Annotated in this window: 25 protein-coding genes; 13 read left to right on the top strand and 12 right to left on the bottom strand. The window is 68.8% G+C overall.

Annotation, left to right across the window (positions count from 1 at the left end; all coding sequences use genetic code 11):
* The first annotated feature begins 8 nt into the window (after nt 1-8).
* Nucleotides 9-935 (top strand): Ku protein, encoded by a 927-nt coding sequence (locus EV649_RS09075; protein ID WP_130382368.1) that lies wholly within the window; start codon nt 9-11, stop codon nt 933-935.
* On the top strand, nt 932-1,384 hold the full coding sequence (locus EV649_RS09070) for a VOC family protein (protein WP_130382366.1): 453 nt from the start codon (nt 932-934) through the stop codon (nt 1,382-1,384). Before EV649_RS09075 ends, EV649_RS09070 begins: the two co-directional genes overlap by 4 nt.
* 19 nt (nt 1,385-1,403) lie before the next feature.
* On the opposite strand, the gene EV649_RS09065 is transcribed toward EV649_RS09070, so the two are convergent.
* A complete protein-coding gene (locus tag EV649_RS09065) occupies nt 1,404-1,793 on the bottom strand; it encodes a nuclear transport factor 2 family protein (protein ID WP_130382364.1) in 390 nt (129 codons plus the stop codon).
* Nucleotides 1,794-1,842: 49 nt separating this feature from the next.
* On the opposite strand from EV649_RS09065, the gene EV649_RS09060 reads away from it, so the two are divergent.
* From EV649_RS09060 to EV649_RS09050, 3 genes are all read left to right on the top strand, one after another.
* Complete coding sequence (locus EV649_RS09060; protein WP_130382362.1) at nt 1,843-2,388, top strand: TetR/AcrR family transcriptional regulator; 546 nt, start codon at nt 1,843-1,845, stop codon at nt 2,386-2,388.
* Nucleotides 2,389-2,511: 123 nt separating this feature from the next.
* Entirely contained in the window at nt 2,512-4,140 is a 1,629-nt protein-coding gene (pruA, locus tag EV649_RS09055; RefSeq protein ID WP_130382360.1) for an L-glutamate gamma-semialdehyde dehydrogenase, read from the top strand.
* A 65-nt stretch (nt 4,141-4,205) separates the two neighbouring features.
* A complete protein-coding gene (locus tag EV649_RS09050; RefSeq protein WP_130382358.1) occupies nt 4,206-5,258 on the top strand; it encodes a hypothetical protein in 1,053 nt (350 codons plus the stop codon).
* A gap of 3 nt (nt 5,259-5,261) precedes the next feature.
* Here EV649_RS09050 and EV649_RS09045 read toward each other — a convergent pair whose 3' ends face one another.
* On the bottom strand, nt 5,262-5,894 hold the full coding sequence (locus tag EV649_RS09045) for a TetR/AcrR family transcriptional regulator (protein WP_130382356.1): 633 nt from the start codon (nt 5,892-5,894) through the stop codon (nt 5,262-5,264).
* Nucleotides 5,895-6,033: 139 nt separating this feature from the next.
* Here EV649_RS09045 and EV649_RS09040 point away from each other — a divergent pair, with 139 nt between their 5' ends.
* Both EV649_RS09040 and EV649_RS09035 read left to right on the top strand, forming a co-directional pair.
* A complete protein-coding gene (locus EV649_RS09040; RefSeq protein ID WP_130382354.1) occupies nt 6,034-6,915 on the top strand; it encodes an alpha/beta fold hydrolase in 882 nt (293 codons plus the stop codon).
* Between the two features lie 47 nt (nt 6,916-6,962).
* Nucleotides 6,963-7,643: a hypothetical protein gene (locus EV649_RS09035; RefSeq protein ID WP_130382352.1), complete on the top strand. Its 681-nt coding sequence runs from the start codon at nt 6,963-6,965 to the stop codon at nt 7,641-7,643.
* A gap of 82 nt (nt 7,644-7,725) precedes the next feature.
* Here the strand turns inward: EV649_RS09035 and EV649_RS09030 are convergent, their stop codons facing one another.
* The 8 genes from EV649_RS09030 to EV649_RS08995 all read right to left on the bottom strand — a co-directional run bounded on the left by EV649_RS09030 (nt 7,726) and on the right by EV649_RS08995 (nt 16,696).
* On the bottom strand, nt 7,726-7,935 hold the full coding sequence (locus EV649_RS09030; RefSeq protein WP_130382350.1) for a hypothetical protein: 210 nt from the start codon (nt 7,933-7,935) through the stop codon (nt 7,726-7,728).
* A gap of 96 nt (nt 7,936-8,031) precedes the next feature.
* On the bottom strand, nt 8,032-8,523 hold the full coding sequence (locus EV649_RS09025; RefSeq protein WP_130382348.1) for a DUF2505 domain-containing protein: 492 nt from the start codon (nt 8,521-8,523) through the stop codon (nt 8,032-8,034).
* 17 nt (nt 8,524-8,540) lie between these two features.
* Nucleotides 8,541-9,458 (bottom strand): hypothetical protein, encoded by a 918-nt coding sequence (locus EV649_RS09020; protein WP_130382346.1) that lies wholly within the window; start codon nt 9,456-9,458, stop codon nt 8,541-8,543.
* The gene (locus tag EV649_RS09015) at nt 9,455-11,929 is read right to left on the bottom strand and encodes an Hsp70 family protein (RefSeq protein ID WP_130382344.1); all 2,475 of its coding nucleotides are present in this window, start codon (nt 11,927-11,929) and stop codon (nt 9,455-9,457) included. The genes EV649_RS09020 and EV649_RS09015 overlap by 4 nt, the downstream gene beginning before the upstream one ends.
* Nucleotides 11,922-12,425: a hypothetical protein gene (locus EV649_RS09010; protein WP_130382342.1), complete on the bottom strand. Its 504-nt coding sequence runs from the start codon at nt 12,423-12,425 to the stop codon at nt 11,922-11,924. Before EV649_RS09010 ends, EV649_RS09015 begins: the two co-directional genes overlap by 8 nt.
* Nucleotides 12,422-14,497: a hypothetical protein gene (locus EV649_RS09005; protein ID WP_130382340.1), complete on the bottom strand. Its 2,076-nt coding sequence runs from the start codon at nt 14,495-14,497 to the stop codon at nt 12,422-12,424. The genes EV649_RS09010 and EV649_RS09005 overlap by 4 nt, the downstream gene beginning before the upstream one ends.
* A gap of 150 nt (nt 14,498-14,647) precedes the next feature.
* The gene (locus EV649_RS09000; RefSeq protein WP_130382338.1) at nt 14,648-16,105 is read right to left on the bottom strand and encodes a glycoside hydrolase family 76 protein; all 1,458 of its coding nucleotides are present in this window, start codon (nt 16,103-16,105) and stop codon (nt 14,648-14,650) included.
* A 75-nt stretch (nt 16,106-16,180) separates the two neighbouring features.
* A complete protein-coding gene (locus tag EV649_RS08995) occupies nt 16,181-16,696 on the bottom strand; it encodes a hypothetical protein (RefSeq protein WP_130382336.1) in 516 nt (171 codons plus the stop codon).
* Nucleotides 16,697-16,896: 200 nt separating this feature from the next.
* On the opposite strand from EV649_RS08995, the gene EV649_RS08990 reads away from it, so the two are divergent.
* The 4 genes from EV649_RS08990 (at nt 16,897) to EV649_RS08975 (ending at nt 20,528) form a co-directional block, all read left to right on the top strand.
* Nucleotides 16,897-17,718 carry a tryptophan 2,3-dioxygenase family protein gene (locus tag EV649_RS08990; protein ID WP_130382334.1) on the top strand — a complete coding sequence of 274 codons (822 nt, stop codon included), beginning with the start codon at nt 16,897-16,899 and terminating at the stop codon, nt 17,716-17,718.
* Between the two features lie 55 nt (nt 17,719-17,773).
* Entirely contained in the window at nt 17,774-18,415 is a 642-nt protein-coding gene (locus EV649_RS08985) for a hypothetical protein (protein WP_130382332.1), read from the top strand.
* A gap of 113 nt (nt 18,416-18,528) precedes the next feature.
* Nucleotides 18,529-19,212, top strand: a complete 684-nt coding sequence (locus tag EV649_RS08980) for a response regulator transcription factor (RefSeq protein WP_130382330.1) — start codon at nt 18,529-18,531, stop codon at nt 19,210-19,212.
* A 2-nt stretch (nt 19,213-19,214) separates the two neighbouring features.
* On the top strand, nt 19,215-20,528 hold the full coding sequence (locus tag EV649_RS08975; protein WP_130382328.1) for a HAMP domain-containing sensor histidine kinase: 1,314 nt from the start codon (nt 19,215-19,217) through the stop codon (nt 20,526-20,528).
* A gap of 1 nt (nt 20,529) precedes the next feature.
* On the opposite strand, the gene EV649_RS08970 is transcribed toward EV649_RS08975, so the two are convergent.
* Both EV649_RS08970 and EV649_RS08965 read right to left on the bottom strand, forming a co-directional pair.
* Nucleotides 20,530-21,183 carry a hypothetical protein gene (locus EV649_RS08970; RefSeq protein WP_130382326.1) on the bottom strand — a complete coding sequence of 218 codons (654 nt, stop codon included), beginning with the start codon at nt 21,181-21,183 and terminating at the stop codon, nt 20,530-20,532.
* A 95-nt stretch (nt 21,184-21,278) separates the two neighbouring features.
* On the bottom strand, nt 21,279-22,157 hold the full coding sequence (locus EV649_RS08965) for a LysR family transcriptional regulator (RefSeq protein WP_130382324.1): 879 nt from the start codon (nt 22,155-22,157) through the stop codon (nt 21,279-21,281).
* A 79-nt stretch (nt 22,158-22,236) separates the two neighbouring features.
* On the opposite strand from EV649_RS08965, the gene EV649_RS08960 reads away from it, so the two are divergent.
* Both EV649_RS08960 and EV649_RS08955 read left to right on the top strand, forming a co-directional pair.
* The gene (locus EV649_RS08960) at nt 22,237-23,436 is read left to right on the top strand and encodes an acetyl-CoA C-acetyltransferase (RefSeq protein ID WP_130382322.1); all 1,200 of its coding nucleotides are present in this window, start codon (nt 22,237-22,239) and stop codon (nt 23,434-23,436) included.
* A complete protein-coding gene (locus tag EV649_RS08955; protein WP_130382320.1) occupies nt 23,433-24,197 on the top strand; it encodes a CoA transferase subunit A in 765 nt (254 codons plus the stop codon). The genes EV649_RS08960 and EV649_RS08955 overlap by 4 nt, the downstream gene beginning before the upstream one ends.
* Nucleotide 24,198 lies beyond the last annotated feature (1 nt).

Here is a 24,198-nt window from a genome sequence, read left to right as displayed (position 1 = left end):
TGATGGCGATGCAGGCGATCTGGAAGGGGGCCATCTCGTTCGGGATGGTGACGATCCCGATCAAGGTGTTCTCCGCGACCGAGGAGAAGGACATCTCGTTCCGTCAGGTGCACGTCGCCGACGGGGGCCGGATCAAGTACAAGCGGATCTGCTCGATCGACGGCGAAGAGGTGCCGTACTCCGACATCGGCAAGGGGTACGAGATGGCGGACGGCCGGATGGTGGTGCTGGACTCGGACGACTTCGCCGACCTGCCGCTGTCCAGCAAGAAGGTCATCGACGTGCTGGAGTTCGTGCCGGCCGACCAGGTCGACCCGCTGTACCTGGGAAAGTCGTACTACCTGGCCGCCGACGGCGGACCTGGTGCCAAACCGTACGTACTGCTCCGGGACGCGCTCGAGGGCTCCGAGCTGTATGCACTGGTCAAGGTCGCGCTGCGGTCGCGGGAGAGCCTGGGGCTGTTGCGGACGGTCGACGACGTCCTGGTGCTGCAGGTGATGCTGTGGCCGGACGAGATCCGGGACAAGGCGTTCGCGGCACCGCCGGAGGACGTGGAGATCCGGTCGCAGGAGAAGGCGATGGCGTCGTCGTACATCGACACGCTGCGCGGTGAGTTCGACCCGGACCAGTACCACGACGAGTACCGGCACGCGCTGGAGAGGGTCGTCCAGGCGAAGGCCGAGGGCGTGCCGCTGCCGGAGTCCGAGGAAGAGGAGACAGAGGGCGCCGAGGTCGTCGACCTGGTCGCCGCGCTGCGTGCCTCGGTCGAGGCGGCAAAGGCGCGTCGCGCGGGTGGTGGGTCCGGCGAGGCCGAGGCCAAGAAGGCACCCGCCAAGAAGGCCGCGGCGAAGAAGGCACCGGCCAAGAAGGCGGCTGCCGCCAAGAAGGCGCCGGCGAAGAAGGCTGCCAAGAAGGCTACGAAGAAGTCCGCATGAGCGAGCGAACAGACATCCCGAAGGATGCTTCGGAGATTCCCGACGACCCCGGTGCACCGGTGGTCGAGCCCGGGGCGTTCCTGCTCGAGCTGATCCCGGTGCCGGTGTCCGACATCGACCGGGCGAAGCGGTTCTACTCCGAGCAGTGCGGGTTCAACGTCGACGTGGACGTGTCGCCGGCCGACGGTGTCCGCGTCGTACAGCTGACGCCGCCGGGCTCGTACTGCTCGATCAGCCTGCTCCGGGGTCTGCCGATGGCGGACATGGAGCCAGGGTCAATGCGCGCTCTGCATCTGGTCGTGAAGGACATCGAGGCCGCGCGTCAGCAACTCATCGGGCGCGGTGTCGAGGTCGGCGAAACCGAGGACCTCGGCGGTGTGTACTACGCCTGGTTCAAGGACCCGGACGGCAACACATGGGCCCTCCAACACATGCCCTGGCGCCGCTAGAGGTCAGCCGGCCCGCGAACTACCGCCCCAAGGGCCGGCGCCTCGGAACCACTTTCCGCCGACTGATCAGCCAGCCGTCCGGCATCCGCACCACGACATCCTCGTAGACGAGGCTCGCGCAACTCCCGTTGGCCATGATCCCGATGGCTTTCGACCGAGCGGTCACCTCGTCCGGCCCGACCTCGGTCAGCACGATGTTGGTCACGTGATGCCCCACCGGATTGTTCTCGCCCATTGCCAGCCCCGCCTCCCACAGCGCCGCGCGCCCGGTGATCACCCCACCCCCGAGATCCGACACGTCGTACTCCACGTCCGGCGTGAACAACCCGTCGTACCGCTCCCCGCTGTCGACGAGATGCCCGTGCAGATTGATCAGCTCGGTAATGGCGATCCGGTCGGTCGCGTCCATCGTTGCTCCTAACTGGGGAAGTCCCCGATTAGTGCTAGTGTAACCAGGGATGTCCCCACTTAAGCCGCTACGGGCCGATGCCCGGCGGAACCGCGACCAGCTGATCGGCACCGCACGGGCGGTGTTCGCCGAGTTCGGCACCCAGGCGCCGCTGGACGAGATCGCGCGGCGCGCCCGGATCGGCAACGCGACGCTGTACCGGCACTTCCCGACCCGGGACGACCTGATCGTCGCCGTGTATGCGGAGGAAGTCGCGGAGCTGTGCGAGGTCCCCGAGGCGGATGACCCGCTCGACGGGCTGTTTGACTGGTTGGACGCGTTCGTCCGCCATGTGACGGAGAAGGGCGATCTGGCCCGCAGTCTCGAGCCGTCGGCGCGGCGGTCCGGCTTGCACGAGGAGTGGCATGCGGCGATGTCCGAGACGGTCGGCCGGCTCGTCGATCGGGCGCAGCGGGCGGGGTTGCTGAGGGCGGACGTCGACCCGATCGACCTGCTGCAGATCGCCGCCGGAATGGCTGCTGCGGAGCCGGCTCGAGTGGAACGTATGCTGCGAATAGTGCGGCGTGGAGTGGGTGCTTTTCGACCGGACCAGTAGGTCTTGTGGTCGGTTTTGTGGTCAGGTTCGTTTCCCGTGGTGAGTCATGGCACCATGCTTGTGTCATCAACGGGCAAGGCCGCCCACCCACACCGGCCCCCACCCAGTAGAGGAGCTTGCACGATGGATGCGGTTACCGCTGTTCCGACGCCTGCCAACGAGCCCGTCAAGGGGTACGCGCCTGGTTCCGGGGAGCGCGCGAGTCTCGAGGCCAAGCTCAAGGAGTTCACCGCGGCGGGTGCGATCGACCTGACCTGCACGATCGGCGGCGAGCAGAAGCTGGGTGGCGGTACGCCGATCCAGGTGGTGCAACCGCACAAGCACGCGCACGTGCTCGGCACGCTCGGCAACGCGACCGAGGCGGACGGCAAGGCCGCCGTCGGCGCGGCCCTGGCGGCCGCTCCGGCCTGGCGCTCGCTGTCCTTCGACGACCGTGCGGCGATCTTCCTGAAGGCCGCCGACCTGCTGGCCGGCCCGTGGCGCGACACCCTGAACGCGGCCACCATGCTCGGCCAGTCCAAGACCGTGCAGCAGGCCGAGATCGACGCTGCCTGCGAGCTGATCGACTTCCTCCGGTTCAACGTGGCGTTCGCGCGGCAGATCGTCAGCGACCAACCGATCTCGTCCCCGGGCGTGTGGAACCGGGTCGACTACCGGCCGCTTGAGGGCTTCGTCTACGCGATCACGCCGTTCAACTTCACCGCGATCGCCGGCAACCTGCCGACCGCGCCGGCGCTGATGGGCAACACCGTGGTGTGGAAGCCGTCGCCGACGCAGCAGTTCGCGGCGCACTGGACGATGCGGCTGTTCGAGGCCGCGGGCCTGCCGGCCGGCGTGATCAACCTGGTCACCGGTGACGGCATCGACGTCAGCAAGGCGGCGCTGACCCACCCGGATCTGGCTGGCATCCACTTCACCGGCTCCACGAAGACGTTCCAGTCCCTGTGGGGCACGGTCGGCACGAACATCGCGTCGTACAAGACCTATCCGCGGCTGGTCGGGGAGACCGGCGGCAAGGACTTCATCCTGGCGCACCCGTCCGCGGACCCGGCGGTGGTGAAGACCGCGATGATGCGCGGCGCGTTCGAGTACCAGGGGCAGAAGTGCTCCGCGGCTTCCCGGGCGTACGTCGCGCGCTCGGTGTGGGACCGGATCCGGGACGACATCGTCGCGGAGACCGAGGCGATCACGATGGGCGATGTCACCGACCTGTCGAACTTCATCGGCGCCGTGATCGACGACCGCGCGTTCGCCAAGCACAAGGCGGCGCTGGACCGGGCCCGGGCGACGGACTCGATCGAGGTCGTTGCTGGCGGCACCTACGACGACAGCGAGGGGTACTTCGTCCGCCCGACGCTGCTGGTGTCCGACGACCCGACCGACGAGATCTTCACGACTGAGTACTTCGGCCCGATCCTGGGCGTGCACGTGTACGACGACGCGGACTACGCGAGCGTGATGCAGGGCATGGAGCACTCGGCGCCGTACGGGCTGACCGGTGCGGTCATCGCGCAGGACCGGCATGCGGTCGCGGAGGCGGCGGAGTACCTGCGGTTCGCGGCCGGGAACTTCTACGTCAACGACAAGCCGACCGGTGCGGTCGTCGGGCAGCAGCCGTTCGGCGGCGCGCGGGCGTCCGGCACCAACGACAAGGCCGGCTCGATGTGGAACCTGATCCGCTGGGCCTCGCCGCGGTCGATGAAGGAGACCTTCGCCCCGCCGACGGACTACCGCTACCCGCATCAGGGTTGATCGGGGATTACCCGGGAATCGGCGGCCGGTGGGAGCACTTCCGCCGGGCCCGTCGTTCCCCGGGTATGCATGCGACTGATCTGCACCTCGAGCCGAACGAAGCCTCCGATCTGTGCCGCGTCTTCACGCCTGACGTCCTGGCGCGGCACGGATGGGACCGGGCATTCGTCACCGTCCTGGACGAGACGACCGCGGAGGACGCGCTCGCGTTGCTCGTGCACGACGCCGGAGCGGCACTCGACGAGGGCTGGTCGGCCCGGCGGATCCACGCCGACGCAGGCCTGAGCGCGGGTAAGACCGAGGATGCCGAGGCGTGCGCTGCGCGCGACGGGTACGTGTACCTGCTCGGTTCGCAGTTCGGGAAGAAGGCGGGGCCGCTGTCGGCCAAGCGGTCCTGGATCGCCCGGGTCGCGGAGCAGTCGATCGCCGGCGACGAGTCCGTCTCGATGGAGATCGTGCGGTTCCGGTTCGGTTTGCATCGGGCGGTGAACGACGCGCTCGCGGACGTCGACCTGCTGCCTGTCGGGCGGCTCGGACGGCAGACATACGTCGAGGCGACGATCGCTCGTGGACAGTTGAAGGCCAAGAGCTGGGACGGGACGATTCGCCCGGCTGATCACCCGATCAACGTCGAGGCGGCCGAGTTCCGTGCCAACGGCAACCTTTTGCTGGGGCTGCGGTACCCGGTGACTGCCGACGGGCATCCGGTGCTGGTGGAGCTCGAGAACGTCGGCGAGCTGTTCGACGATCCGGACGCCGTACCGCGTTGTGGCAACGTCTGGATCCTTGGCGATGCAGGCAGCGTGGAGGCGCCGGTGGGGCTGCGGGCGCTCGATACGAGGGGCGGCGACGTGTTCGACGCTGTTGTGGGCGACCTTGATGCGTCGGGCAAGTCGGCCACGGTACTCGCGGACCACCCGGAAGGTGCTCTCGCGGACTCCGAACACATCCGCTTCGAACTACCGCCCGAGGCCGGCGGGGTTGTTGGTAGCAAGGTGATCCACCACTTCGGCGATGTACGCCGGGTCGAGGGCGTCGCGGTCGACGACGAGGGCCACGCCCACTACGTCATCGACGAGGAAGGACATGTCGCCCTTCGCACGCTCGTCTTCGATTGAGGTTCAGGTCGCGAGGCCCCGGCGTACCGTGATGTAGAAGGTGGTCAGGTCGTCGATCAGCGCCTCGACCTGCGGCGGAGCGGTGAGATCCGCGTCCAGCAGCCAGTCGGAGACCAGGTCGAACATGCCGCCGATCAGCCCGATCGCCACGCTGTGCCGTGCCGTGCGTTGCTCCTCGGGCTGCGGTCCGTCGTACCGGTCCCAGAGCTGGATGAGGAAACCGGCCGCCCACCGCCGGTTGGTACGGCGCTGCCGTTCGACCGCTTCCGAGATGCCGGACGCCATGCCGAACGTGACCTTGGTGATCCGCGGATCGTCGACCAGTGCATGCACGAAGATCGCGAGCAGCCGCGGCGCCTCCTGCCGCTCGTTGCCGGTCGCCTGCGCGGCGGCGCCTTCCATGCGCTCCTCGAGGCGTTCGGAGGTCCGCCGGAGCAGCGCCAGATAGCACTCCTCGCGGCTGGTGAACAGCTCGTAGAAACTCTTCGTCCCGATGTACGCCGTACTGCAGATCTGCTCGATCGACGTACCGAGATATCCGTTGTCGGCGAACAGCTTCAGCGCCGCGTCCAGCAACTGCTCGCGTCGTTCGGCCCGGCGTTGCCCGGCGTCCAGTCCCCGTATCGTGCGACTCATGCGCTGGACACTACCCCGAGTGGCGGATCCGTAACCGACAGGTCTTGTTATGAACACGAGCTCTTGTTTATAACCTGCCGACATGCTCCACTACCCGTGATCTACTGATCACTCATCGATACTGTCACGGGGAGTTGTCATGCGCTACCGCCTCCGCCGAACCGCCGCCGGCCTGCTCGCCGCCGTCCTCCTGACCGGAGCCGTCACCTCCGGCACCGCGACTGCCACCGCGACCACGGCTGGTGCGGTGTCGTCGGGGTTCGACGACTGGACGTGCAAACCGTCGGCCGCGCATCCGAATCCGCTCGTCCTGCTGCACGGCCTCGGCGGCAACGGCCCCGGCAACTACTCGTACCTCGGCCCGTTCCTGGCCGCGAAGGGCTACTGCGCCTTCACCCTCACCTACGGCCAGGCAACCCCGGCGATCCCGGTCGGCGGCACGGTCTCGATCGCGCAATCGTCCGCGGAGATCGCGTCATTCGTCCAGCGAGTCCGCCAGGCGACCGGCGCGGCGAAGGTCGACATCGTGGGGCACTCCGAGGGTGGATTCCAGTCCATCTACGGACCGAAGGTCCTCGGGTACGCCGACCAGGTCGGCAAGGTGATCGCACTGGCGCCGCCGACGCACGGTACGACGTTCGGCGGGCTGGTCAGCGTCGGTGACTACCTCGGCCTCAGCCCGCTCGTCGACCAGGTTCTGCGGCAGTTCGGCTGCCCGGCGTGCGACGAGCTCATCGTCGGCGGATCGGCCGTCGCAAAGGTGACCGCGGGCCCGATCGCGCAGCCAGGCGTGAGGTACACCGTGATCGCCTCCCGCTTCGACGCCCTGGTGACACCGCACGAGACCTCGTTCATCCGCGAGCCCGGCGTGACGAACGAGTACGTCCAGGAAACCTGCCCGCTGGATCCGGTCGGCCACGTCGGCCTCGCCTTCGACCCGACCGTCGCCCAACTGGTGGTCAACGCTCTCGACCCCACGCGTGCAACCCGGGTGACCTGCGCCTTCGGCCCGCCGCTGTAGATCTTATTCGGAGGCGGCGACACACGCGGTTGCCTATCCTCGCCAACGTGACACCCGACGAGGCACTCAGGTTGCTGGGGCGTGAAGCCGACCACCGGGACACGGAGCGGGCACTGCGGGACGCCGGGTGGACTCCTTGTGGGGCGGGGGACTGGGCGATTGCGTTGCGGGCTCCGGATGGTCGCGCGGCTGCGCGGATCAGTCCGTTCGATCCGACTGCGCCGTACACGGTGGCGTTGTATCGGGAGGCGGCGCACACCCGTCAGGTACCGCGGCTGTTCGCGCATCGTCGGCTGGTGGGTGGCGGGGACCTGCAGATCATGGAGTGGCTCGAACCGGTCGATGCGGACGAGGCGGCTGAGTTCCACCGGGCGCTGGCCGCACGGGAGCCGGAGGTCGCGGAGCTTGCGGATGTCGTACGGCGGGTGCAAGAGCGAGGGCTCCGGGAGTCGCCGTGGTTCGCGCCGAAGCTGGACGACAACCCGGACAACATCATGCGCAACGCGGACGGCCGCCTGGTCGCCGCGGACCTCTTCGGCGCCGACGGCCCGAGGCTCTACGCGGCAGTCGTCGACGATCCGCATCTCGTGGTAACCACCATCCCCGAGCCCGAACGCCGCTTCATGACCGAAATCCCCCTCACCAACACCGGCCCCTGGCCCCCCGAAGTACGCGAAACCATGCGCAAAAACCTCACCACCGCCGACACCCACACCCAGCGGCTGTGAGGACGCGTCGGGAACTGGGGATAGCCGCTGGGGTCGTGGGACAGGAAATAGCCTGTCCCCAGTCCCCGGGGCTTCTTCACACTTAGGCGGATTGGTGGAGTTGTTGGGTGGGTGGGTCTACCAGGAGGGCGGAGCCGCATTTGACGCAGATCCACTCGTCGGGCTCGTCGACCAGGTAGTCCGAGGGTTCGATGCGTTCGAAGGGCATCACGGTGGCGCAGAAAGCGCAGTACTGGGCCGTGTCGGTCGTCGACAGGGTCCGATCGTGCTTCTTTCGCAGGGAACTTCGCATCAGACGGGTCACCTCCGGTGCAACACTTCTTCTCAGGTTGCCACCGGAGGCGACGCAGTCAGCGCAACGACACGGCCTGGACGAGGATGGGCGAGGTTACTTGCCGGACCAGTCGTGGCCGAGGTCGTGTTCTTTTTGGAGGCCCGAGCGGATGGCGTCTACGACGAACGGCTCCAGCTTCTTGCCGATCAGGGGTACGGCGACCTTGACGTCGAGGTCAATGGCCTGGACGGTCTGAGCACCGTCCTGGGCGATCCGGGCGGTGCCCTTCAGGGTCACCGGAGTGTTGGCGATCTCGCCGGACACGTCTGCGGTCCGCGTACCGTCGGCCGCGGCGGCGTGCCAGGTCTCGGTCTGCACGACGGTCAGGGTGTCGCCGACAAACTTCCGCGCCATGTCGGGGATGTCGGTGGACTCCATCTGGCGGGAGACCCGGACGACCGTGTCGGTACCTGACGTGCTGACCGTGACGTCGTACGACAGCGCCTTGGTCTTCTCGCAGGCCTGCTCGCGGAAGGCGGTGTCCGTCACGATCGCGAACACTTCCTCGGGGGTGGCGTCGTACGACGCCGACATCTTCAGCTCCATGCCCGTCATCATGGCATCTAGGGCGTGGCACCCGGCGTCAACGTGACCGTGACGGTGCGGTTCTGGGCGTCGGTGCGGTACGGCGGGTGTGCCTGGTCGCCGGACTGCATCGTGAACGCGGTCAACGGGAGACCGGACGCGGTGCTGAGCTGCTGGGTCGCGACGCGGGCTCGTAGGAGTGCGGTGCGTGAGCCGCCGGAGTTGGTTCCGCCTGGTACGACGACCGAGTAGCCGGTCACGGTGATCGTTGCCTTGACCCCGGGGAGCCGTTTTCCGAGTACGTCGAGTGCGCGCTCGCCGGATGTACTGAGGTCGGTGCCGGCTGCGAAGACCCCCTCTGTGAATACGACGCGCACCGCGCCTTTCTCGCGCTGCACCAGCACACCTGCACCCGCAACGCGCCGCGCGATCACATCCAGCTCGCCTGCGGTTGCAGCTGCTTCGGCCCGGCGCTGCGCCTCCAACGCCGCCAACCGCCGAGCCAACGCAGCCGCCCGCTCCTCGGCACCGGTGTCGACACTCGGCGTAGGAGCCGGCGTCGTCTGCACCTGAGTCGGTTGCGCCACAGGCTCATCAGCACGACCACCCAACGCAACCGCGCCTCCAGCAACCACCGCACCCACCAGCACCACCGCCACGACAACCGGAAGAACAGGCCGCGACGCCCGCCGATGCCCGCGAATACCCGCAACCACCCGCCGCCCCGCCACGGCCCCAGCCACCAACCCACCTGCTCCAGCCTTCTCCACCTCCGCCCAGAGAGCGTCGGCCTCGGCCCATCTCTTTTGCTGGGCTCGGACTCGGGCCAGTAGGTCGAGCACCTCGACCGACGGGTCTTCAAGGTCGGTGAGCAAGGTGGCGGCGCCGCGCAGGTCCCCGTGGCGGGCAAGGTCGGCCGCTCGGGCCAGGGCTACCTGCTGGCGGAACGCGGTCATTGCGTGAGCCCGATGATGATCTCCCGCTCGTCACGCGGAAGCAGCCGGATCATCTGCTGTACGACATGTTCCAGCGACCGCTCGTCGCGCCGATTGATCGCATCCCGGCCCTCCGCAACCAGCCGGTCCGCCTCAGCAGTCGGCGGCAGCATCCCAGGCGACCGGACGACCTCCCAGTACACAGCCTCGTACCACCCCGGCTGCCTCCGGTAGAGCCGCGCCATGAAGATCTCGGTCCGCTCCGTCGCCGCGTCGATCGCCTTCAGATCGCGGTCGTCGATCGCCTGCTGTGCCGCCTCCCGCAGCGCGGTCAGCTCCTGCTCATCCCGTACCGCACCCGCCTGCTGAACCAACTCACCAGCCTCCGCCAGCAGATCGAGCAACCCCCGAGTACGACGCGGCAACGCAGCCAGATCGTCGATATCGTCCAGCTCCGCCTGGAAGTCCCGCAGTCGGTCCTCGGCCGTCGCCGCCGCACCGGCATCCGTCGCAGACGCCCGTACCTGCTCCCGAACGGTCGGCAACGTGCCCTCCGCCTCCAGCCGTCGCAACCGCTCGTCAACATCCGGCAGATCCGCCGACCGCTGCAACACGTCGTACCGGTCCTCGGCCTCCGCCAGTTGCTGCGTCAGTACGTCGGCCGACGGCGTCCGCACCGACCCGAGGTCGATCTCGGCCTCGAACTGCGCCCCGATCAGCGGTACGTCGGCGACCACCGTCACCAGGTTCGACGCGTCCACCTCGAACGTGACCTCGACCTCGGTCCCGACCGGCAGATCCATTCGCAGGTCGACCGGCTTGATCGTCAACAGCCCGACCGGCCGGTTCCGGTTCGCGCGTACCCGTTCTCCTTGCACAACAGGGATCCGGATCATCGCCTCGTCGTCGCGCCGGAGCAGCGTGTACGACGTACGGAACTTCCCGTGGGCCGTCGTCGGCACCCCGGCGCCCTTGCGCAGCAGCGGTGAGAACGTCTTGTCGGCCAGCTGGATTCCGAGCGAATGCGCGAGCCGCGCACCGCCGAACGTCTCGGTCCGGTGGGTGATCGACAATGTGTTCGGGACCAGCTTCTGCGGCGCGCCGGCCGGGTCGATCAGCTCGACGGTGAATCGCGACGTACGGCGCTCGTCCACGTCGACCTCGGTCGCGAACGCACCGACCCGGTTGAGCGCGATGTTCGCGGTCCGGAACGGCGGCCGGCCTTCGGGGTTCGCGAGTACGACGGAATAGCCGGTCCAATCCAGGTCCCGCCCGGCGCGCAGCCGCCCCGCCACGGTCGTCGTGGTCGTGGTGACAGCCGGTTCGTACGAGAGTTCGACGGCGAACTCGCCCGCTGCCGGGGCCGCGGCCAGTGGCGCGGGATGCCGGATGGTGCTCGCGAACAACGCGGCGCCGCGGGCCACCACCGTCGACGGGTCCAACCGGGTCTCCAATGAGATCCCGATCCCGTCGGCCGGGTCGGCGAGCCGTTCGCGCAGGCCAGGGGAGAGCGTGACACCGCCGACCAGGAGCAGCTTGTCGATCGCGTCCGCCGACAGGCCGTTCTCCCGTATCGCCTCGCGGCAGAGGTTGATCGCGCGCACGTAGTACGGCTCGGCGACGCGGTCGAGGGCGCCGCGGGTGAGGGTGAAGTCGAACGTCTCGCTGTCGCCGCCCGGGGTGTCCAGCTCGACCAGGACGGAGGTCGACTCGATGCCGGAGAGCGCGATCTTCGCTTCCTCTGCCGCCGCCTTCAGCCTGGCGAAGTTTCGTGCGTGATGCGGGTTGTCGCGTTGGAAGTCGGACAGCCCGAACTCCGAGGCGGCAGCCGGTGCGAGCACTCGCTCGACGAGTGCCCAGTCGATCAGCTTGCCGCCCAGGTACGGGTCGCCGGCGTGGTGCAGCACGCGCAGTTCGCCGTCGCGCTTGTTCACCACCGCGGCGTCGAAGGTCCCGCCGCCGAAGTCGAACACCATCCAGTAGGCCCGGTCGCTGGTGTCCTGCAGCCCGTAGGCGAACGCGGCCGCAGTCGGCTCCTGCAGCAGTGGCGAACCGGGCACGAATCCGGCCAAGGTGGCTGCCTCGACGGTCGCCTTGTTCTGGTTCAGGGCGAACGCCGCCGGGACAGTGATGACGGCCGCGGTCGGAACATCGTTCAGGAACCGGGTCGCGTCATTGCGCAACGTCTTCAGGACTTCCGCCGACAGCTGCGGCGGCGTGAGCTGAACGCCGGCCCTCGCGAACTTCCGGGCCACATCGGCCAGACCCATCTCGAGCTTGAACTCGGACGCGGTGTTCTCCGGATCCGACTCCACCCGCGTGCGGGCCTTCGCGCCGACCCGCACCTCGCCCGCGCGCGGCATCCAGACCGCCGACGGTGTCGTGTCCTGGCTCTCGATGTTCTTGATCACCGTGACCGTGTCGCCCTCGGCCAGGGCGATCGCGCTGTTGGTGGTGCCGAGATCGATCCCGATATCGATGGTGTCACGCATGGCTGTCCTCGCTGTCGGAGCTGTTCGAGTTCTTGGAGCCGGTGGGTACGGCGACGATCACCTGAGCGGTCTGGATCCGCCGATCGTGGTGGTACACGGCCGGCCGCACGGTCTCGACAACGGTCTCCACCGTCACCGCGGGATCGTCGGAGTAGAGCAGCACGTCGACGGAACGACCGGCGTGGAACGGCTCCCCGTCATGGTCCTGAACGGTGAGCCCCGCGGCCGCCAGCGCACCGGCACAGGTCCGCAGATAACGCGCTGCCTGCTTCCCTTGACCGTCGTTGCCCTGGGCAAGCTTGCGGCGAGCCCGCCACAGATTGGTCGCGGCCTCGGCGAGCGCGTCGTCGTCCGCGTCCTCAACGGGTTGAGCGGCGGTCTCCCCGAGCTCGGCGAGGTAGCGATCCAGGTCGTCGTACGCCGAACCGGACCAGCTCGGTGCCGCGATCCGGAACGCCTTGTGCTGCCGCCACTGGCGGAATCCGGCCCAGGTCATTTGGCTGCTCCCTTGAACGGCTTGTTGTCGGCCCGGTGCACCAGGCACACGGCGTACTTGACCTGCTTCAAGTCGCTCCACGACGGGTACGACGGCGGCACTACCCAGGTCGCGAAGCCCGGCAGGCTGGGGATCCTGTTCGCGCAGGCGTGCCGGGACAGGGCGCTGACCTCGCTGTCGCCAGGGAAGGACTGACCGGCCTCGTAGAGCGTCGGGTAGCCGAAGATCTGTCCCCAGTGCCACTCGTTGCAGCGGACGATCTTGACCTTGTCGGTGAGTGCTCCGTCGGTGACCTGGCCGTCGATCCGGTCCTGGACACAGGTCCCGACCGGCGCGTTGTCAGCCACCTTCGGGGCGAGCAGGTCCATCGCGACCGGCTTCGAATCCTTCAGCTCGGCGGTCGGTGTCACACCGCTCTCGATCTCGAGACCGTCGTGCCGATGAACCACACAGGCCGCGTAATTCTCGTACTTGCTGGAGTTCTTGCCGTTGTTCCAGCGTTGTGCGGGCGCATGGAGCGTGGTCACGTCGTACACGTCCTCGTTCAGACGCTGCTGGACCATCTTCTCGCCGCACAGGAACTGGCCGAGCGCGTCCGCCTGGATGTCGCCCGGGTACGTCGCGGGCACCTTGGTGATCGCGACGTACCCGATGATCTCGCCCCAGTGCGGCGAGTCGCAGTCGCTGCCGCGGAGATCTGTCAGCGAGCCGTCCGGTTGCTCGTCGAGGCAGGTCCCGGCCGGTGCGTTGTCGGAGATCTTGTCGTTGGAGATGCTCAGCTTCTGCGGCCACCAGTGCCACACGCCGAGTCCGATCAGTGCGAGGACGAGCAGCCAGGCCAGCAGCCGGCGACGACGCCGGCGCTTCGTGGAATCCGGCGGCCGCTTCACCTGTGGCGAAGGAGAGTAGGACGTGTTGAACGTGCCGGCCGAGATGTCGGCGAGCATATGGTCGATCTCGGCACGGACCGACGGCGAGCTGGTTTGCGCCCGCGCCTGCCGGAGCAGGCGTTGTGCGGCGTACTTGCCGCGCATCCGGAACAGATAGTCGACCTGCTCGCGGAACTCCCGCATCGCCCGCTGGTTCTCGAGCATCGCCTCGCGGTTCTCTTCGATCAGGTCGCGGTCGCGCTGGTCGATCACCAGCTTCCCCGCGCGGTCCAGCCAGCGTTCGGCGCGGCCGTCCCCGCCCTCGCCGCGGTTCATCAGGTCGACCGCGCAGTTGTTGAGCAGGATCGCGAGCTGGTCGTGGAGCGCGGAGGTCCGGTGGTTGTCCTTCGATGGCAGCAGGGCGTCCAGCCGTTGCAGTTGCGGCAGCAGGTCACGCTCGATCTCGGCGACGATCGGATCGACCGGCTCCTCGCCGATCCGCCGGGCGACCTGGGTACGGCGTTCCTCCAGGTCCTCGTACAACGGCGCGGCCGCGGCCTCGATCAGCCTGCGGTGCACGGTCTCCGCCTTCGGGAACCTCCGCGCCGCCTTGACGAGCGTGCCCGTTCGTCCAAGTGGGCCGGCGACCGCGAGATCGACGGCCGGCTGGACGAGGGTCCGCGGCAGTTCCCGCTCGATCCCGGCAACGGCCGAGTCGTCGAGCTGCCGGTCGTCGAGCTCGCGGACCCGGTACTCCAGGTGGTTCGTCAGCGCGCCGGTGACCTTCGACCAGGACTGCGAGGCGCGGCTCCACTCGACATCCGGCGTACCGCGGCTCTGCTCCTGGCTGATCGAGTCGTTGTGGGCTGCGATCGCGGCATCGTGGTCCTGGTGTACCTGCGGATGGCAGCCGCAGGCGGAGACGTCGTCGCCCCAAGGCGCGAACACCTCGTGGACCAGCCGGCGGCGCGGGTCGCCGAGGATCAGGTCGCAGGCGGCCTGGATCTCGTGCGGGTCGCGAGAGGTCGCCGTACCGAGGTCGATGTCGGCGCCCACCTCGAGCGCCGCGCGCAACCGCTGCGCGACCTGCCGGGCGGTGCGTGCGTTCGCATCCGCGAGCAGACCGCTGATCCGGAAGGCGTTCCGCCGGTACAGGTCCGGCCCGGCCAGTCTGCGCAACTCGTCGACGATCGGATCCGCCACCGGCTCACCCCCAGGGTTGTGCCGAGCCGACCGTGCTGCCGGCCCGTCACTTCACCTTGGCACCGGAAACGGACCCTTTGAGGCGCATTCAGACCGGTCTGGACCTCGCCTGGATCACCCGTGGACGCACCTTGGACCGAACCTGCATTTTCAGACCGTGTTCAGTAGATCGAGGGCGGATTGCTGGCGAGCCGCGTCGAGTTTGTCGACCGGGCCGTACCAGCGCAGGCCGTACTGATCCATCGGCGTCCGGTCGGCCGCGAAGGCGCGGTCGGCCTGGCGTTGCAGGTAGGACGTGTACGGGTGGTCGGACAGTGCCGCGTTCAGCTTGCCGAGGCCGCGGACGTGGGCGCCCTTGAACGACGGGCCGTCGCCGCCGCAGTCGCCGTCCTCGCACGGTTCGCGCAGGATGCCGTCGGCGGTGTGCAGCGACGACGCGGTGGTCGATGCGTCGGCGAGCTGGCGGGCCGACGTCAGGTACGCCGAGTTGTTCGTTGCCTTGGACAACTCGGTGAGCGCGCCGATCAGCACGCCCTGGTTGTACGTCCACGCGGTGTCGCCGTTGTTCTTGCACGTGGACCGGTCGATCCCGTCGTTCACCAGGTTCGAGCCGTTGATCATCCCGGTCTGCTGGAACCACGTCCAGCCGGCCTGCGCGCGTTGCAGGTACGTCGTGTCGCCGGTGATCCGACTGTGCAGCTGCGCGTTCAGCTGGATGTAGAGCGAGTTCGAGATCGCGTTCTTGTACGTCTTCGCCTCGCTCCACCAGACGCCGCCACCGCAGGTGCTGTCCCAGTACGCCGCCATGTGATCGGCGTCCACGCGCGCCGTCTGCAGGTAGCGGGCCTCGCCGGTGAGGTCGTACGCCGCAACCCACGCGAGCCCCCACCACCCGGTGTCGTCGATGTAGTCGTTGCGGAACTGGCCCTCGAACTTGTTCAGGTTCAGGTCGTACGTCTTGCCGATCGCGTACTCGTAGCTCTGCATCCCGCTGACCCGGGCGTTGTCGATCAACGCGTTCAGCGCGTTGGCCGAGTTCCACCAGCCCGTGGTGTCGAACAGTCCGCTGGCCAGGTTGTAGTTCTGCATCAACGCGGTCGCGGCCGCCGTACGACGGTCCCACGCGTTCCACGTCGTACGGGCCCATGGTGTGCAGGCGATGTCGGCGCGGTCTCCGGCCTTGCCGCAGGCACGGAGCGCTCCGACACCGAGGTTGTTCCAGTCGTCGATGTTGTACATCTGGGTGCGCCAGCCGCTTTGGCCGCTCGGGATCGCGGTGTTGCCGAGGCGGCTGCCGCCGGACCAGGTGCGGCCGCCGTCCATCGAGCGGTCCAGCCAGACCTCGTCGCCGGGGTTGCCGTTCTCGATCGAGGCCCAGCCCATCGCGTCGTCGTCGTCGAAGTGCAGGGTGATCGTGCGGCCGAAGAGGCTGGTGGAGACGGGAGCCCGGTCGTTCGGCGCGAGGGCGGGGTCGCGGGCGTCGCAGTACTTGTTGCAGATCGTTGCCTGGGTCGACATGTTCACCTGTGGGGTCTCAGCCGGCGGCGGTGGTGGCGCGCCGAGGGGAGCGATCAGCAGGGACAGGCTGGAAACGATTCCAACGTACATCACAGATCTCCCTGGGGCGGTAGGAAGAATGCGGTGCCACCGAAGGTAAGCGGGCGGCGACCCTACGTCAAGACGTCACGAAGTCAGCAGCGCTGCGAGGATCCCGGCGGTGAGGACGAGGACGGTGGCGATCGCGAACCGGCGGCCGCGGGCGCGGCGACGGGTGATCGAGGAGCGGTCGGGGCGGGTGGCGCACGGCTCGAAACCGAGCTCGTCGGCCGGTGCGAGTGCGCTGCCGAGGCGGGCGAGGAACGACCGGCGCTCCGCCTGCCGGGTCGCCTCCTCGACGACCCGGCGGCGCATGAACTCCCGGTGCCTGGTCGCCGGGACCCTGACGTCCGGCGGCACAGTGAGGCTCGACGGGAGCACGAGGTCGGTCGGGAGCGCGAGCCCCGGCGGGAGCGCCCGCTGGACGACGGCATGGGCCGCCGCCACCCGCCTCGCCCGGCTGATCGCAGGCGGGAGGATCAGATAAGCGAGGTGGACGAGCGACCGGTAGTCGTCGAGCAGCAACGCCTCGATCAGCGGCTCTTCCCTGGTGGGACCCTGAACCGGTCCCGGGACGATCGGGCTCTCGACCGTGGCGGACATGCAACTCCTCAACTCGGCGTACCGCTGCGCACATGCCGCGACTCCGTCGCGGCGGGGCATGGGGCTGTAACTCCCGGTCTTCCCTCGTCGCTCCGGTCGCTTCGCTCCCTGCGCTCCTCAGTCCAGACCGGGAGGCCCCATGACCGGTCCAACGAACGAATCACTGACCGGTCACGGAACGGTCGGCTAGTCTCCGTCACATGAGCACTGGTGACGGGGTTGCTGGACAGTGGGGTGGAGTCGACGTGCACTTCGGTGAGGAGGGCGGGCGGCTGACCTACGGCAGCTACCTGCGGCTCGCCGACCTGCTCGACCAGCAGCGGCTGGAGTCGGACCCGCCGGCGCACGACGAGTTGCTGTTCATCACGATCCACCAGGTGTACGAGCTGTGGTTCAAGCAGGTCCTGCACGAGCTGACCGCGTCCCGGGACGCGATGCTCGCCGGTGAGCACTGGCTGGCCGAGCACCTGCTGCGGCGGGTGCACACGATCGAGCGCGTGCTGACCCAACAGGTGGACATCCTCGAGACGATGACGCCGCAGGACTTCGGTGAGTTCCGGCACCGGTTGTCGCCGGCGTCCGGGTTCCAGTCCGTGCAGTTCCGGGAGATCGAGTTCCTGTCCGGCGCGAAGGATCCGTCCTTCGTACGGCGTTTCCGCGGGCTGACCTCGGTCGAGCAGGATCGGTTGCGGCGCCGGCTGGAGGAGCCGACGCTCTGGGATGCGTACCTCGACGTACTGCGCAAGGGCGGCTTCGAGACCGACTCCGAGGACGCAATCCGCGACGCCCTCCGCAAGATCGCCGGCGACCGCTCGCACTACGCCGCCATCTGGGAACTCGCGGAGGCCCTGGTCCAGCACGACGAACTGGCCGCGGCGTGGCGCGCCCGGCACGTGGTCATGGTCGAGCGCATGATCGGCACCAAACCGGGAACCGGAGGCTCGTCCGGCGCCACCTACCTCCGCAGCCGCCTCGACCTCCGCTACTACCCCCTCCTCTGGAACCTTCGCAGTAACCTCTGACCCTCTCCGGAAACAAATCGCCGACCGGCGAGCACCGGGAGATGGGAGCCAAGTGGTGAAGCTCTACTCCGACGTGGGTGTTCAGCGGTTCGGGCAGGTTGTCGGCGATCTGATGCTGGCGGGATGGGTCTGGGCCTGTGTGGAATTGGGGTTACTCGTCTACAGGGTGACGGACGCGCTCGGGGCCCCGGGACGCAAGGCGGCCGAAGCCGGCGATGGGCTCGCGGGGGATCTGCGGCGACTGTCCGAGCCGATCGGAAAGGTGCCGGCGGTGGGGGATCAACTACGGTCGCCGATCGACGGAGCGGCCGGTGCCGCGGGGAAGCTGGCGCAGGCGGGGCGGGACCAGGCGCATGCGGTGGAGCAGTTGGCGTACGTGCTCGCGGCCGTGACGATCGGGTTGCCGGTGCTGTTCGCCGTACTGATCTGGGTACCGCGACGGATCCGCTTCTCGCGGCGGGCGACCGCGGCGCAGCGGTTCATCGACAACGCGGCGGACCTGGACTTGTTCGCGCTGCGGGCGATGGCGAACCAGCCGATGCACAAGCTCGCGAAGATCTCCGCCGACCCGGTCGCCGCCTGGCGCGACGGCGACCGCGAGGTCGTCACCGCCCTCGCCACCCTCGAACTCCGCCGCACTGGTCTGAAGCCGCCCCCGGATCTCCAGCACTCAGTAACCTCCTCCGACACCCCGTGAACCCGGCCCGCTGAGCGTGGCCGACGAGGCCGACGCGGGGTTGGTGAGTGGCTGACGTTCGCTTAACACCGGCTTGAGGCTCGCGGGCAGGGTCGGCGGCTACGCTCGACGGCATGGCGCGGGTGCTGCTGGTCGAGGACGATGATGCGATTCGGTTGTCGTTGGGGAAGTCCCTGACGGCGGCCGGACATGTGGTCTCGGCGGTCGCGGCCGGCGCCGACGGGGTCGCCGCGGTCGCACGGGAGCGGCCGGAGGTCTTGCTGCTCGATCTCGGGCTCCCCGATCTCGACGGGCGGGACGTGCTCGCGATGGTGCGGGCAGTCAGTGACGTGCCGGTGATCGTGGCGACGGCGCGGGACGACGACGCGAGCGTCGTACGGCTGCTCGATGCGGGCGCGGACGACTACGTGATCAAGCCGTTCAGCGCGGCGCAGATGGATGCGCGGATTCGCGCCGTACTGCGGCGGCTCGGGCAGGACCCGCAGGAGGAGTCGACTGTCGAGGTCGGCGGGTTGCGGATCGATCCGCGGAGCCGGGAGGTGACCGTCGACGGTGCGGCGGTCGACCTGACCCGGAAGGAGTTCGACCTGCTGCTGGCGTTGTCGCGTCGACCCGGAGCCGTGGTGACGAAGCGGGAACTGCTCGCGGAGGTCTGGGGGCTGCCGTGGGGCGGTGGTGACCGGACCGTCGACGTACACCTGTCGTGGTTGCGCCGGAAGCTCGGCGAGACGGCTGCCGCGCCGCGGTTCCTGCACAGTGTTCGCGGCGTCGGGATCAAGCTCGCGGTGGACGGCTGAGCATGCGCCGTCGGATCCTGCTGCTGTCGGTGGGCATGACCACGTTGGTCGTGCTCGCTTTCGCCGTACCGCTGGTGATTCTGCTCCGCAGTACGACGGCCAACGAGTCCAAGGACAAAGCGCGGTACCTGGCGGAGAGCGTCGCGTACTACGTCGGCGACAAGGACCACACGAACGACGACATCACGGCGTACCTCGACGGCCTGACGGACCATCCGGGCCGGATCTCGGTGCGGATGCCGGACGGTACGACGCTGGGCGATCCGCCGCCCGGTGGGGTGCCGACGCCGAAGAACGTGCCGGCCGGGTACGGCGACGGTGGCGGCGATGGTGATGGGGACGACAAGGGCCCGCCGAAGATCGGCGACGCGGACTACCGCGACGTCGGCGGCGGTCTCGCGGTGGACGTCGGCGTCGGTACGCCGAACGGCACGGCCTCCGTCTGCCTCTACCTGACCGGCGACGAGCTGTACGACGGCGTGGTGCCGCGGATCCTGATCCTCGTCGGCGGGAGCCTGGTGGTGCTGTTGCTCAGCATCATCGGCGCCGAACTGGTGTCCCGGCGCCTCGCGCGCCCGTTGGAGGAGACGGCGAGTACGGCGGAACGTCTGGCCCGCGGCGACATGGACGCCCGCGCCCCGACGACCGGACCGGCCGAGGTCGCGAAGGTCGGGTCCGCGCTGAACGGTCTCGCGGACCGGATCGACGAGGTGATCGCGGTCGAACGCGAGGCAGTCGCGGACCTGTCGCACCGCCTGCGTACGCCGTTGACCGCGCTGCGCCTGCAGGTCGAGGCGCTGCCGGACCGGGAGAGCGCCGAGGAGCTGAACACCCAGGTCAACAGTCTCGAACGGACACTGACCGCGGTGATCAGTGCTGCTCGGCGACCGCAGCGCGAGGGCCGCGTTCCGCACTCGGATGCAGTCGAGGTGACGCGTCAGCGGGCCGCGTTCTGGGAGCCGTTGTTCGAGGACCAGGGCCGCGAGCTCGCGCTGGACCTGCCGAACGCGCCCGCGACGGTGCGTTCCTCCGGCGAGGACCTCGGTGTGGCACTCGACGCACTCGTGGAGAACGTCGTAGCGCACACCCCCGACGGGACGCCCGCGCGGATCACCCTCACCCGCGCGGACGGCGTCGTACGGATAGTTGTCGCCGACAACGGTCCCGGCATCCCCCTGGGCGCCGGCGAACGCGGCCGCAGCGACCGAGGCTCCACCGGCCTAGGCCTGGACATAGCCCGCCGCTGCGCCGAAGCCGCCGGCGGCACCCTAACCCTCCACCGCAACGAGGTCGTCCTGACCCTGGCTGCTCTGTAGATCAGCTGATCGACCAGACCGTCACCTCAAGCTCAGCTTTGTTCGTGCTCGTGTTCACCCCCTGGACCTGGAACAGCGCGAGATGCGGATTCTCCGAGAGGCCTGAGCGCACGCAGAACGCCGTACCTTTCGCGGCCCGGAACCTCTCGTGCTCGGCGTTCGTGGCCAGCGCAGTCGTGCATCCGTCATAGGTAGCCGGTGTCGCGGGGTCTAGGCCGCCCGCCGCGGCGCGGCCCCAGGTACGCGCGTACGGCACGCCTCCAGTCAGGTCGAAGCCGTACACCTCGATCGCCCCCCAATCCAGATTCACGACCGGACCGGGCTGATCGATGTCGATGCCGTCGCCGACCGGGATATTCACCTTCTCCTTCCAGACAAGCGTGCCTGCGCCACCCGCCACCGGATCACTCGACGGTGAATCGGTGCTGGTGGCGCTCGCGGTCACGGTCGTCGTACCCAGGACCGTGCTTGTCACGGTGGTTGTCGGTGGTGCCGGGTTGATGGCTTGCGGTAACGCCCCGGCCTGACCGAGGACTACGGTCAGGACGGCGCCGCCGATCGCCGCAACCGCCGGAATCCCGGCCAGCAGGGCCGGATGGCGATGCCATGCGTAGTCCCGGTCGTTCTTCTGCTGGCCCGTTGTCGTACTGCTCATTCGTGGTCCCCCCACACGCGGCGGGCCTCGGGTGGCCTGCCGACGATTGGTCCACGATGAGCTATCTCGGACCGGGCGTCCATAGCTGAGAGTAACTAAATCAGACCTTTGAGGACGGATAGTGCGCGCTTTAAGTGGGGTGCTTCGTCGGTTGTTCGGGTGGCGGCTGCTAGTTCGATGGTTGGTGAGCCGGTGAGTGGGCGGTAGGTGACGCCTGGGACCAGGAGTTCGGCGACGGGGGCGGGCACGATTGCGATGCCCAGGCCGGCTGCGACGAACGTGACCAGCGTCGACGTTTCCGCTACCTCGTGCCGGACGCGCGGCTCGAAGCCGGCCTCTCGGCAGCGGGCGAGCACGGTGTCGTGCATGACCGACCGCCCGCCGCCCGCGTGGATCACGAAGTCCTCGTCCGCCAGTTCCTCCAGCCGCACCCGGCGCCTGCCGGCCAGCCGATGGCCGTCGGGTACGGCGACGATCAGCGGATCGGCGCGCAGTACTTCGACCAGTAGTGACTCGTCCTCGACGGGCGGACGCAGCAGGCCGAGATCGATCCGCCCGTCCGCGAGCGCCTGCGCCTGGTCGGGCGCGAGCATCTCGCCCTGTACGGCGACCTCGAGATCGGGAAGCTCCTCGCGCAACGTCCGGACCAGCTGCGGCAGCAGGCTGTACGTCGCCGAGCCGACGCACCCGATCACCAACCGCCCCTGCAGCCCGGCCGCGACCCGCTGCGCCTCACCTGCCGCGGACGAGACCGCCGCGATGATCTGCCGCGCCCGAACCAGGTAGGACTCGCCCGCGGGCGTGAGCTCCACGCGTCGCGTCGTACGGCGAAGCAACTGCAGGCCAAGCTCGCTCTCCAGTTGGCGGATCTGCTGCGACAACGGCGGCTGTGCCATGTGCAGGCGGGCCGCGGCGCGACCGAAGTGCCGTTCCTCGGCGACGGCGACGAAGTACCGCAGGTGACGGAGCTCCACGCGATTAATACTCGCAGAGTCTCTATCGAGCGTAAATGAGTATTTCTCCATATTGGTTCCAGCGGCCTAACGTCGAGGCATGAGCGACGTGGTGATCTGCGAACCGATCCGTACCCCGGTGGGCCGCTTCGGCGGCGCCCTGTCCGCGCTGTCCGCGGCTGACCTCGCCACCGTCGCTCTCACCGAGCTGGTACGCCGAACCGGTCTGGGCGAAGGTGATGTCGACGACGTCGTTCTCGGTCAGTGCTATCCGAACGGCGAGGCGCCCGCGGTCGGCCGGATCGCCGCCCTCGACGCGGGCCTCGGCGTCGGCGTACCGGGTGTCCAGGTGGACCGCCGGTGCGGCTCGGGCCTGCAGGCCGTGCTGTACGCCGCGGGCATGGTCGCCACCGGCGCTGCCCGCGTGGTGGTTGCCGGAGGCACCGAATCGATGTCGCAGGTCGAGCACTACGCCCTCGGTCTGCGCACGGGCGTCCGCGGCAACGTCGAACTGAACGACCGCCTGATCCGGGCTCGCGAGACCGCCGGCGGGAAGTATCACCCGGTGCCGGGCGGGATGCTGGAGACCGCCGAGAACGTACGGCGGGAGTACGGCATCTCACGGCAGGAGCAGGACGAGTTCGCGCTCCGCTCGCACCAGCGGGCCGTCGCTGCGCAAACCGAGGGCCGCTTCGCGGACGAACTGATTCCGGTGGAGGTCCCCAAGCGCGGCCTGATCACCGCGGACGAGCATCCCCGCCCCGACACCTCGCTCGAGGGCCTCGCCGCGCTTCGGCCCGTCATGCTCAAGGAGGACCCGGCGGCGACCGTGACCGCCGGCAACGCGAGCGGGCAGAACGACGGCGCCGCGGTCTGCGTCGTCACCACCCGCGACGAGGCCGAACGCCGCGGCCTGCGCCCGCTGGTGAGGCTGAAGTCCTGGGCCGTCGCCGGGGTCGGGCCCGAGGTGATGGGGATCGGCCCGGTCCCGGCCGTTGCCGCCGCGCTCGCCCGCGCCGACCTGACCCTCGACGACCTCGACCTGATCGAACTCAACGAAGCCTTCGCCGCCCAGGTCCTCGCCTGCCTGCGCGAATGGAAGATCGACCCGCTCGACGACCGGTTGAACCCGAACGGCTCCGGGATCTCCCTCGGCCACCCGGTCGGCGCGACCGGCGCACGGATCCTGGCCACCCTGTCCCGCGAGCTGCACCGGCGCGAAGGCCGCTACGGCCTGGAAACCCTCTGCATCGGCGGCGGCCAGGGCATCGCCGCGATCTTCGAGGCCGTCCGTTCATGAGTCTCGACAAGGTCGTCGCCACGCCGGCTGCGGCGGTCGCTGACATCGCGGACGGTTCGAGTCTCGCGGTCGGCGGGTTCGGGCTGGCCGGGATCCCGTGGTTCCTGATCGAGGCGTTGCTCGAGCAGGGCGCGAGCGATCTGACCGTGGTGTCGAACAACTGCGGCGTCGACGGTGCGGGACTCGGTCTGCTGCTCGAACGCGGGCGGATCAGCCGGGTGATCGCGTCGTACGTCGGGGAGAACAAGGAGTTCGCGCGGCAGTACCTCGCGGGGGAGTTGACGGTCGAGCTGACACCGCAGGGCACGCTCGCCGAGCGCTTGCGGGCGGGCGGCTCCGGGATCGGAGCGTTCTTCACTCCGACCGGTGTCGGGACGCTGGTCTCGGAAGGCGGGCTGCCGTGGCGGTACGCGCCCGACGGTACGGTCGCGGTCGCGTCGCCGGCCAAGGAGGTTCGGACGATCCAGGGCCGGGACATGGTGCTGGAGGAGGCGATCGTCACCGATGTCGCGCTGGTGCGCGCCGCGGTCGCGGATCGGGCTGGCAATTGTGTTTTCCATGCGGCCGCCCGGAACTTCAACCCGGTCGCCGCGATGGCCGGTCGGCTCACGATCGTGGAGGCCGAGCGGGTCGTGGACGTGGGCGAGCTCGCGCCGGACGCGATCCACTTGCCGGGCGTGTTCGTACGGCGCGTCGTACCGCTGACGCCGGAGCAGGCCGCGCAGAAGCGGATCGAGAAGCGCACCACCCGGGAGATGTGAG

The sequence above is a fragment of the Kribbella sp. VKM Ac-2569 genome, from assembly GCF_004216905.1.
GTDB lineage: Bacteria > Actinomycetota > Actinomycetes > Propionibacteriales > Kribbellaceae > Kribbella.
The sequence above is the reverse complement of the archived record's forward strand: the minus strand, read 5'-3'. Positions and strand labels throughout refer to the sequence as shown.

Coding starts and splice junctions, on each gene's coding strand:
- EV649_RS09075 (WP_130382368.1), top strand. CDS start 9: ATGCAGGCGATCTGGAAGGGGGCCATCTCGTTCGGGATGGTGACGATC.
- EV649_RS09070 (WP_130382366.1), top strand. CDS start 932: ATGAGCGAGCGAACAGACATCCCGAAGGATGCTTCGGAGATTCCCGAC.
- EV649_RS09065 (WP_130382364.1), bottom strand. CDS start 1,793: ATGGACGCGACCGACCGGATCGCCATTACCGAGCTGATCAATCTGCAC.
- EV649_RS09060 (WP_130382362.1), top strand. CDS start 1,843: ATGTCCCCACTTAAGCCGCTACGGGCCGATGCCCGGCGGAACCGCGAC.
- pruA (WP_130382360.1), top strand. CDS start 2,512: ATGGATGCGGTTACCGCTGTTCCGACGCCTGCCAACGAGCCCGTCAAG.
- EV649_RS09050 (WP_130382358.1), top strand. CDS start 4,206: ATGCATGCGACTGATCTGCACCTCGAGCCGAACGAAGCCTCCGATCTG.
- EV649_RS09045 (WP_130382356.1), bottom strand. CDS start 5,894: ATGAGTCGCACGATACGGGGACTGGACGCCGGGCAACGCCGGGCCGAA.
- EV649_RS09040 (WP_130382354.1), top strand. CDS start 6,034: ATGCGCTACCGCCTCCGCCGAACCGCCGCCGGCCTGCTCGCCGCCGTC.
- EV649_RS09030 (WP_130382350.1), bottom strand. CDS start 7,935: ATGCGAAGTTCCCTGCGAAAGAAGCACGATCGGACCCTGTCGACGACC.
- EV649_RS09025 (WP_130382348.1), bottom strand. CDS start 8,523: ATGGAGCTGAAGATGTCGGCGTCGTACGACGCCACCCCCGAGGAAGTG.
- EV649_RS09020 (WP_130382346.1), bottom strand. CDS start 9,458: ATGACCGCGTTCCGCCAGCAGGTAGCCCTGGCCCGAGCGGCCGACCTT.
- EV649_RS09015 (WP_130382344.1), bottom strand. CDS start 11,929: ATGCGTGACACCATCGATATCGGGATCGATCTCGGCACCACCAACAGC.
- EV649_RS09010 (WP_130382342.1), bottom strand. CDS start 12,425: ATGACCTGGGCCGGATTCCGCCAGTGGCGGCAGCACAAGGCGTTCCGG.
- EV649_RS09000 (WP_130382338.1), bottom strand. CDS start 16,105: ATGTACGTTGGAATCGTTTCCAGCCTGTCCCTGCTGATCGCTCCCCTC.
- EV649_RS08995 (WP_130382336.1), bottom strand. CDS start 16,696: ATGTCCGCCACGGTCGAGAGCCCGATCGTCCCGGGACCGGTTCAGGGT.
- EV649_RS08990 (WP_130382334.1), top strand. CDS start 16,897: ATGAGCACTGGTGACGGGGTTGCTGGACAGTGGGGTGGAGTCGACGTG.
- EV649_RS08980 (WP_130382330.1), top strand. CDS start 18,529: ATGGCGCGGGTGCTGCTGGTCGAGGACGATGATGCGATTCGGTTGTCG.
- EV649_RS08975 (WP_130382328.1), top strand. CDS start 19,215: ATGCGCCGTCGGATCCTGCTGCTGTCGGTGGGCATGACCACGTTGGTC.
- EV649_RS08970 (WP_130382326.1), bottom strand. CDS start 21,183: ATGAGCAGTACGACAACGGGCCAGCAGAAGAACGACCGGGACTACGCA.
- EV649_RS08960 (WP_130382322.1), top strand. CDS start 22,237: ATGAGCGACGTGGTGATCTGCGAACCGATCCGTACCCCGGTGGGCCGC.
- EV649_RS08955 (WP_130382320.1), top strand. CDS start 23,433: ATGAGTCTCGACAAGGTCGTCGCCACGCCGGCTGCGGCGGTCGCTGAC.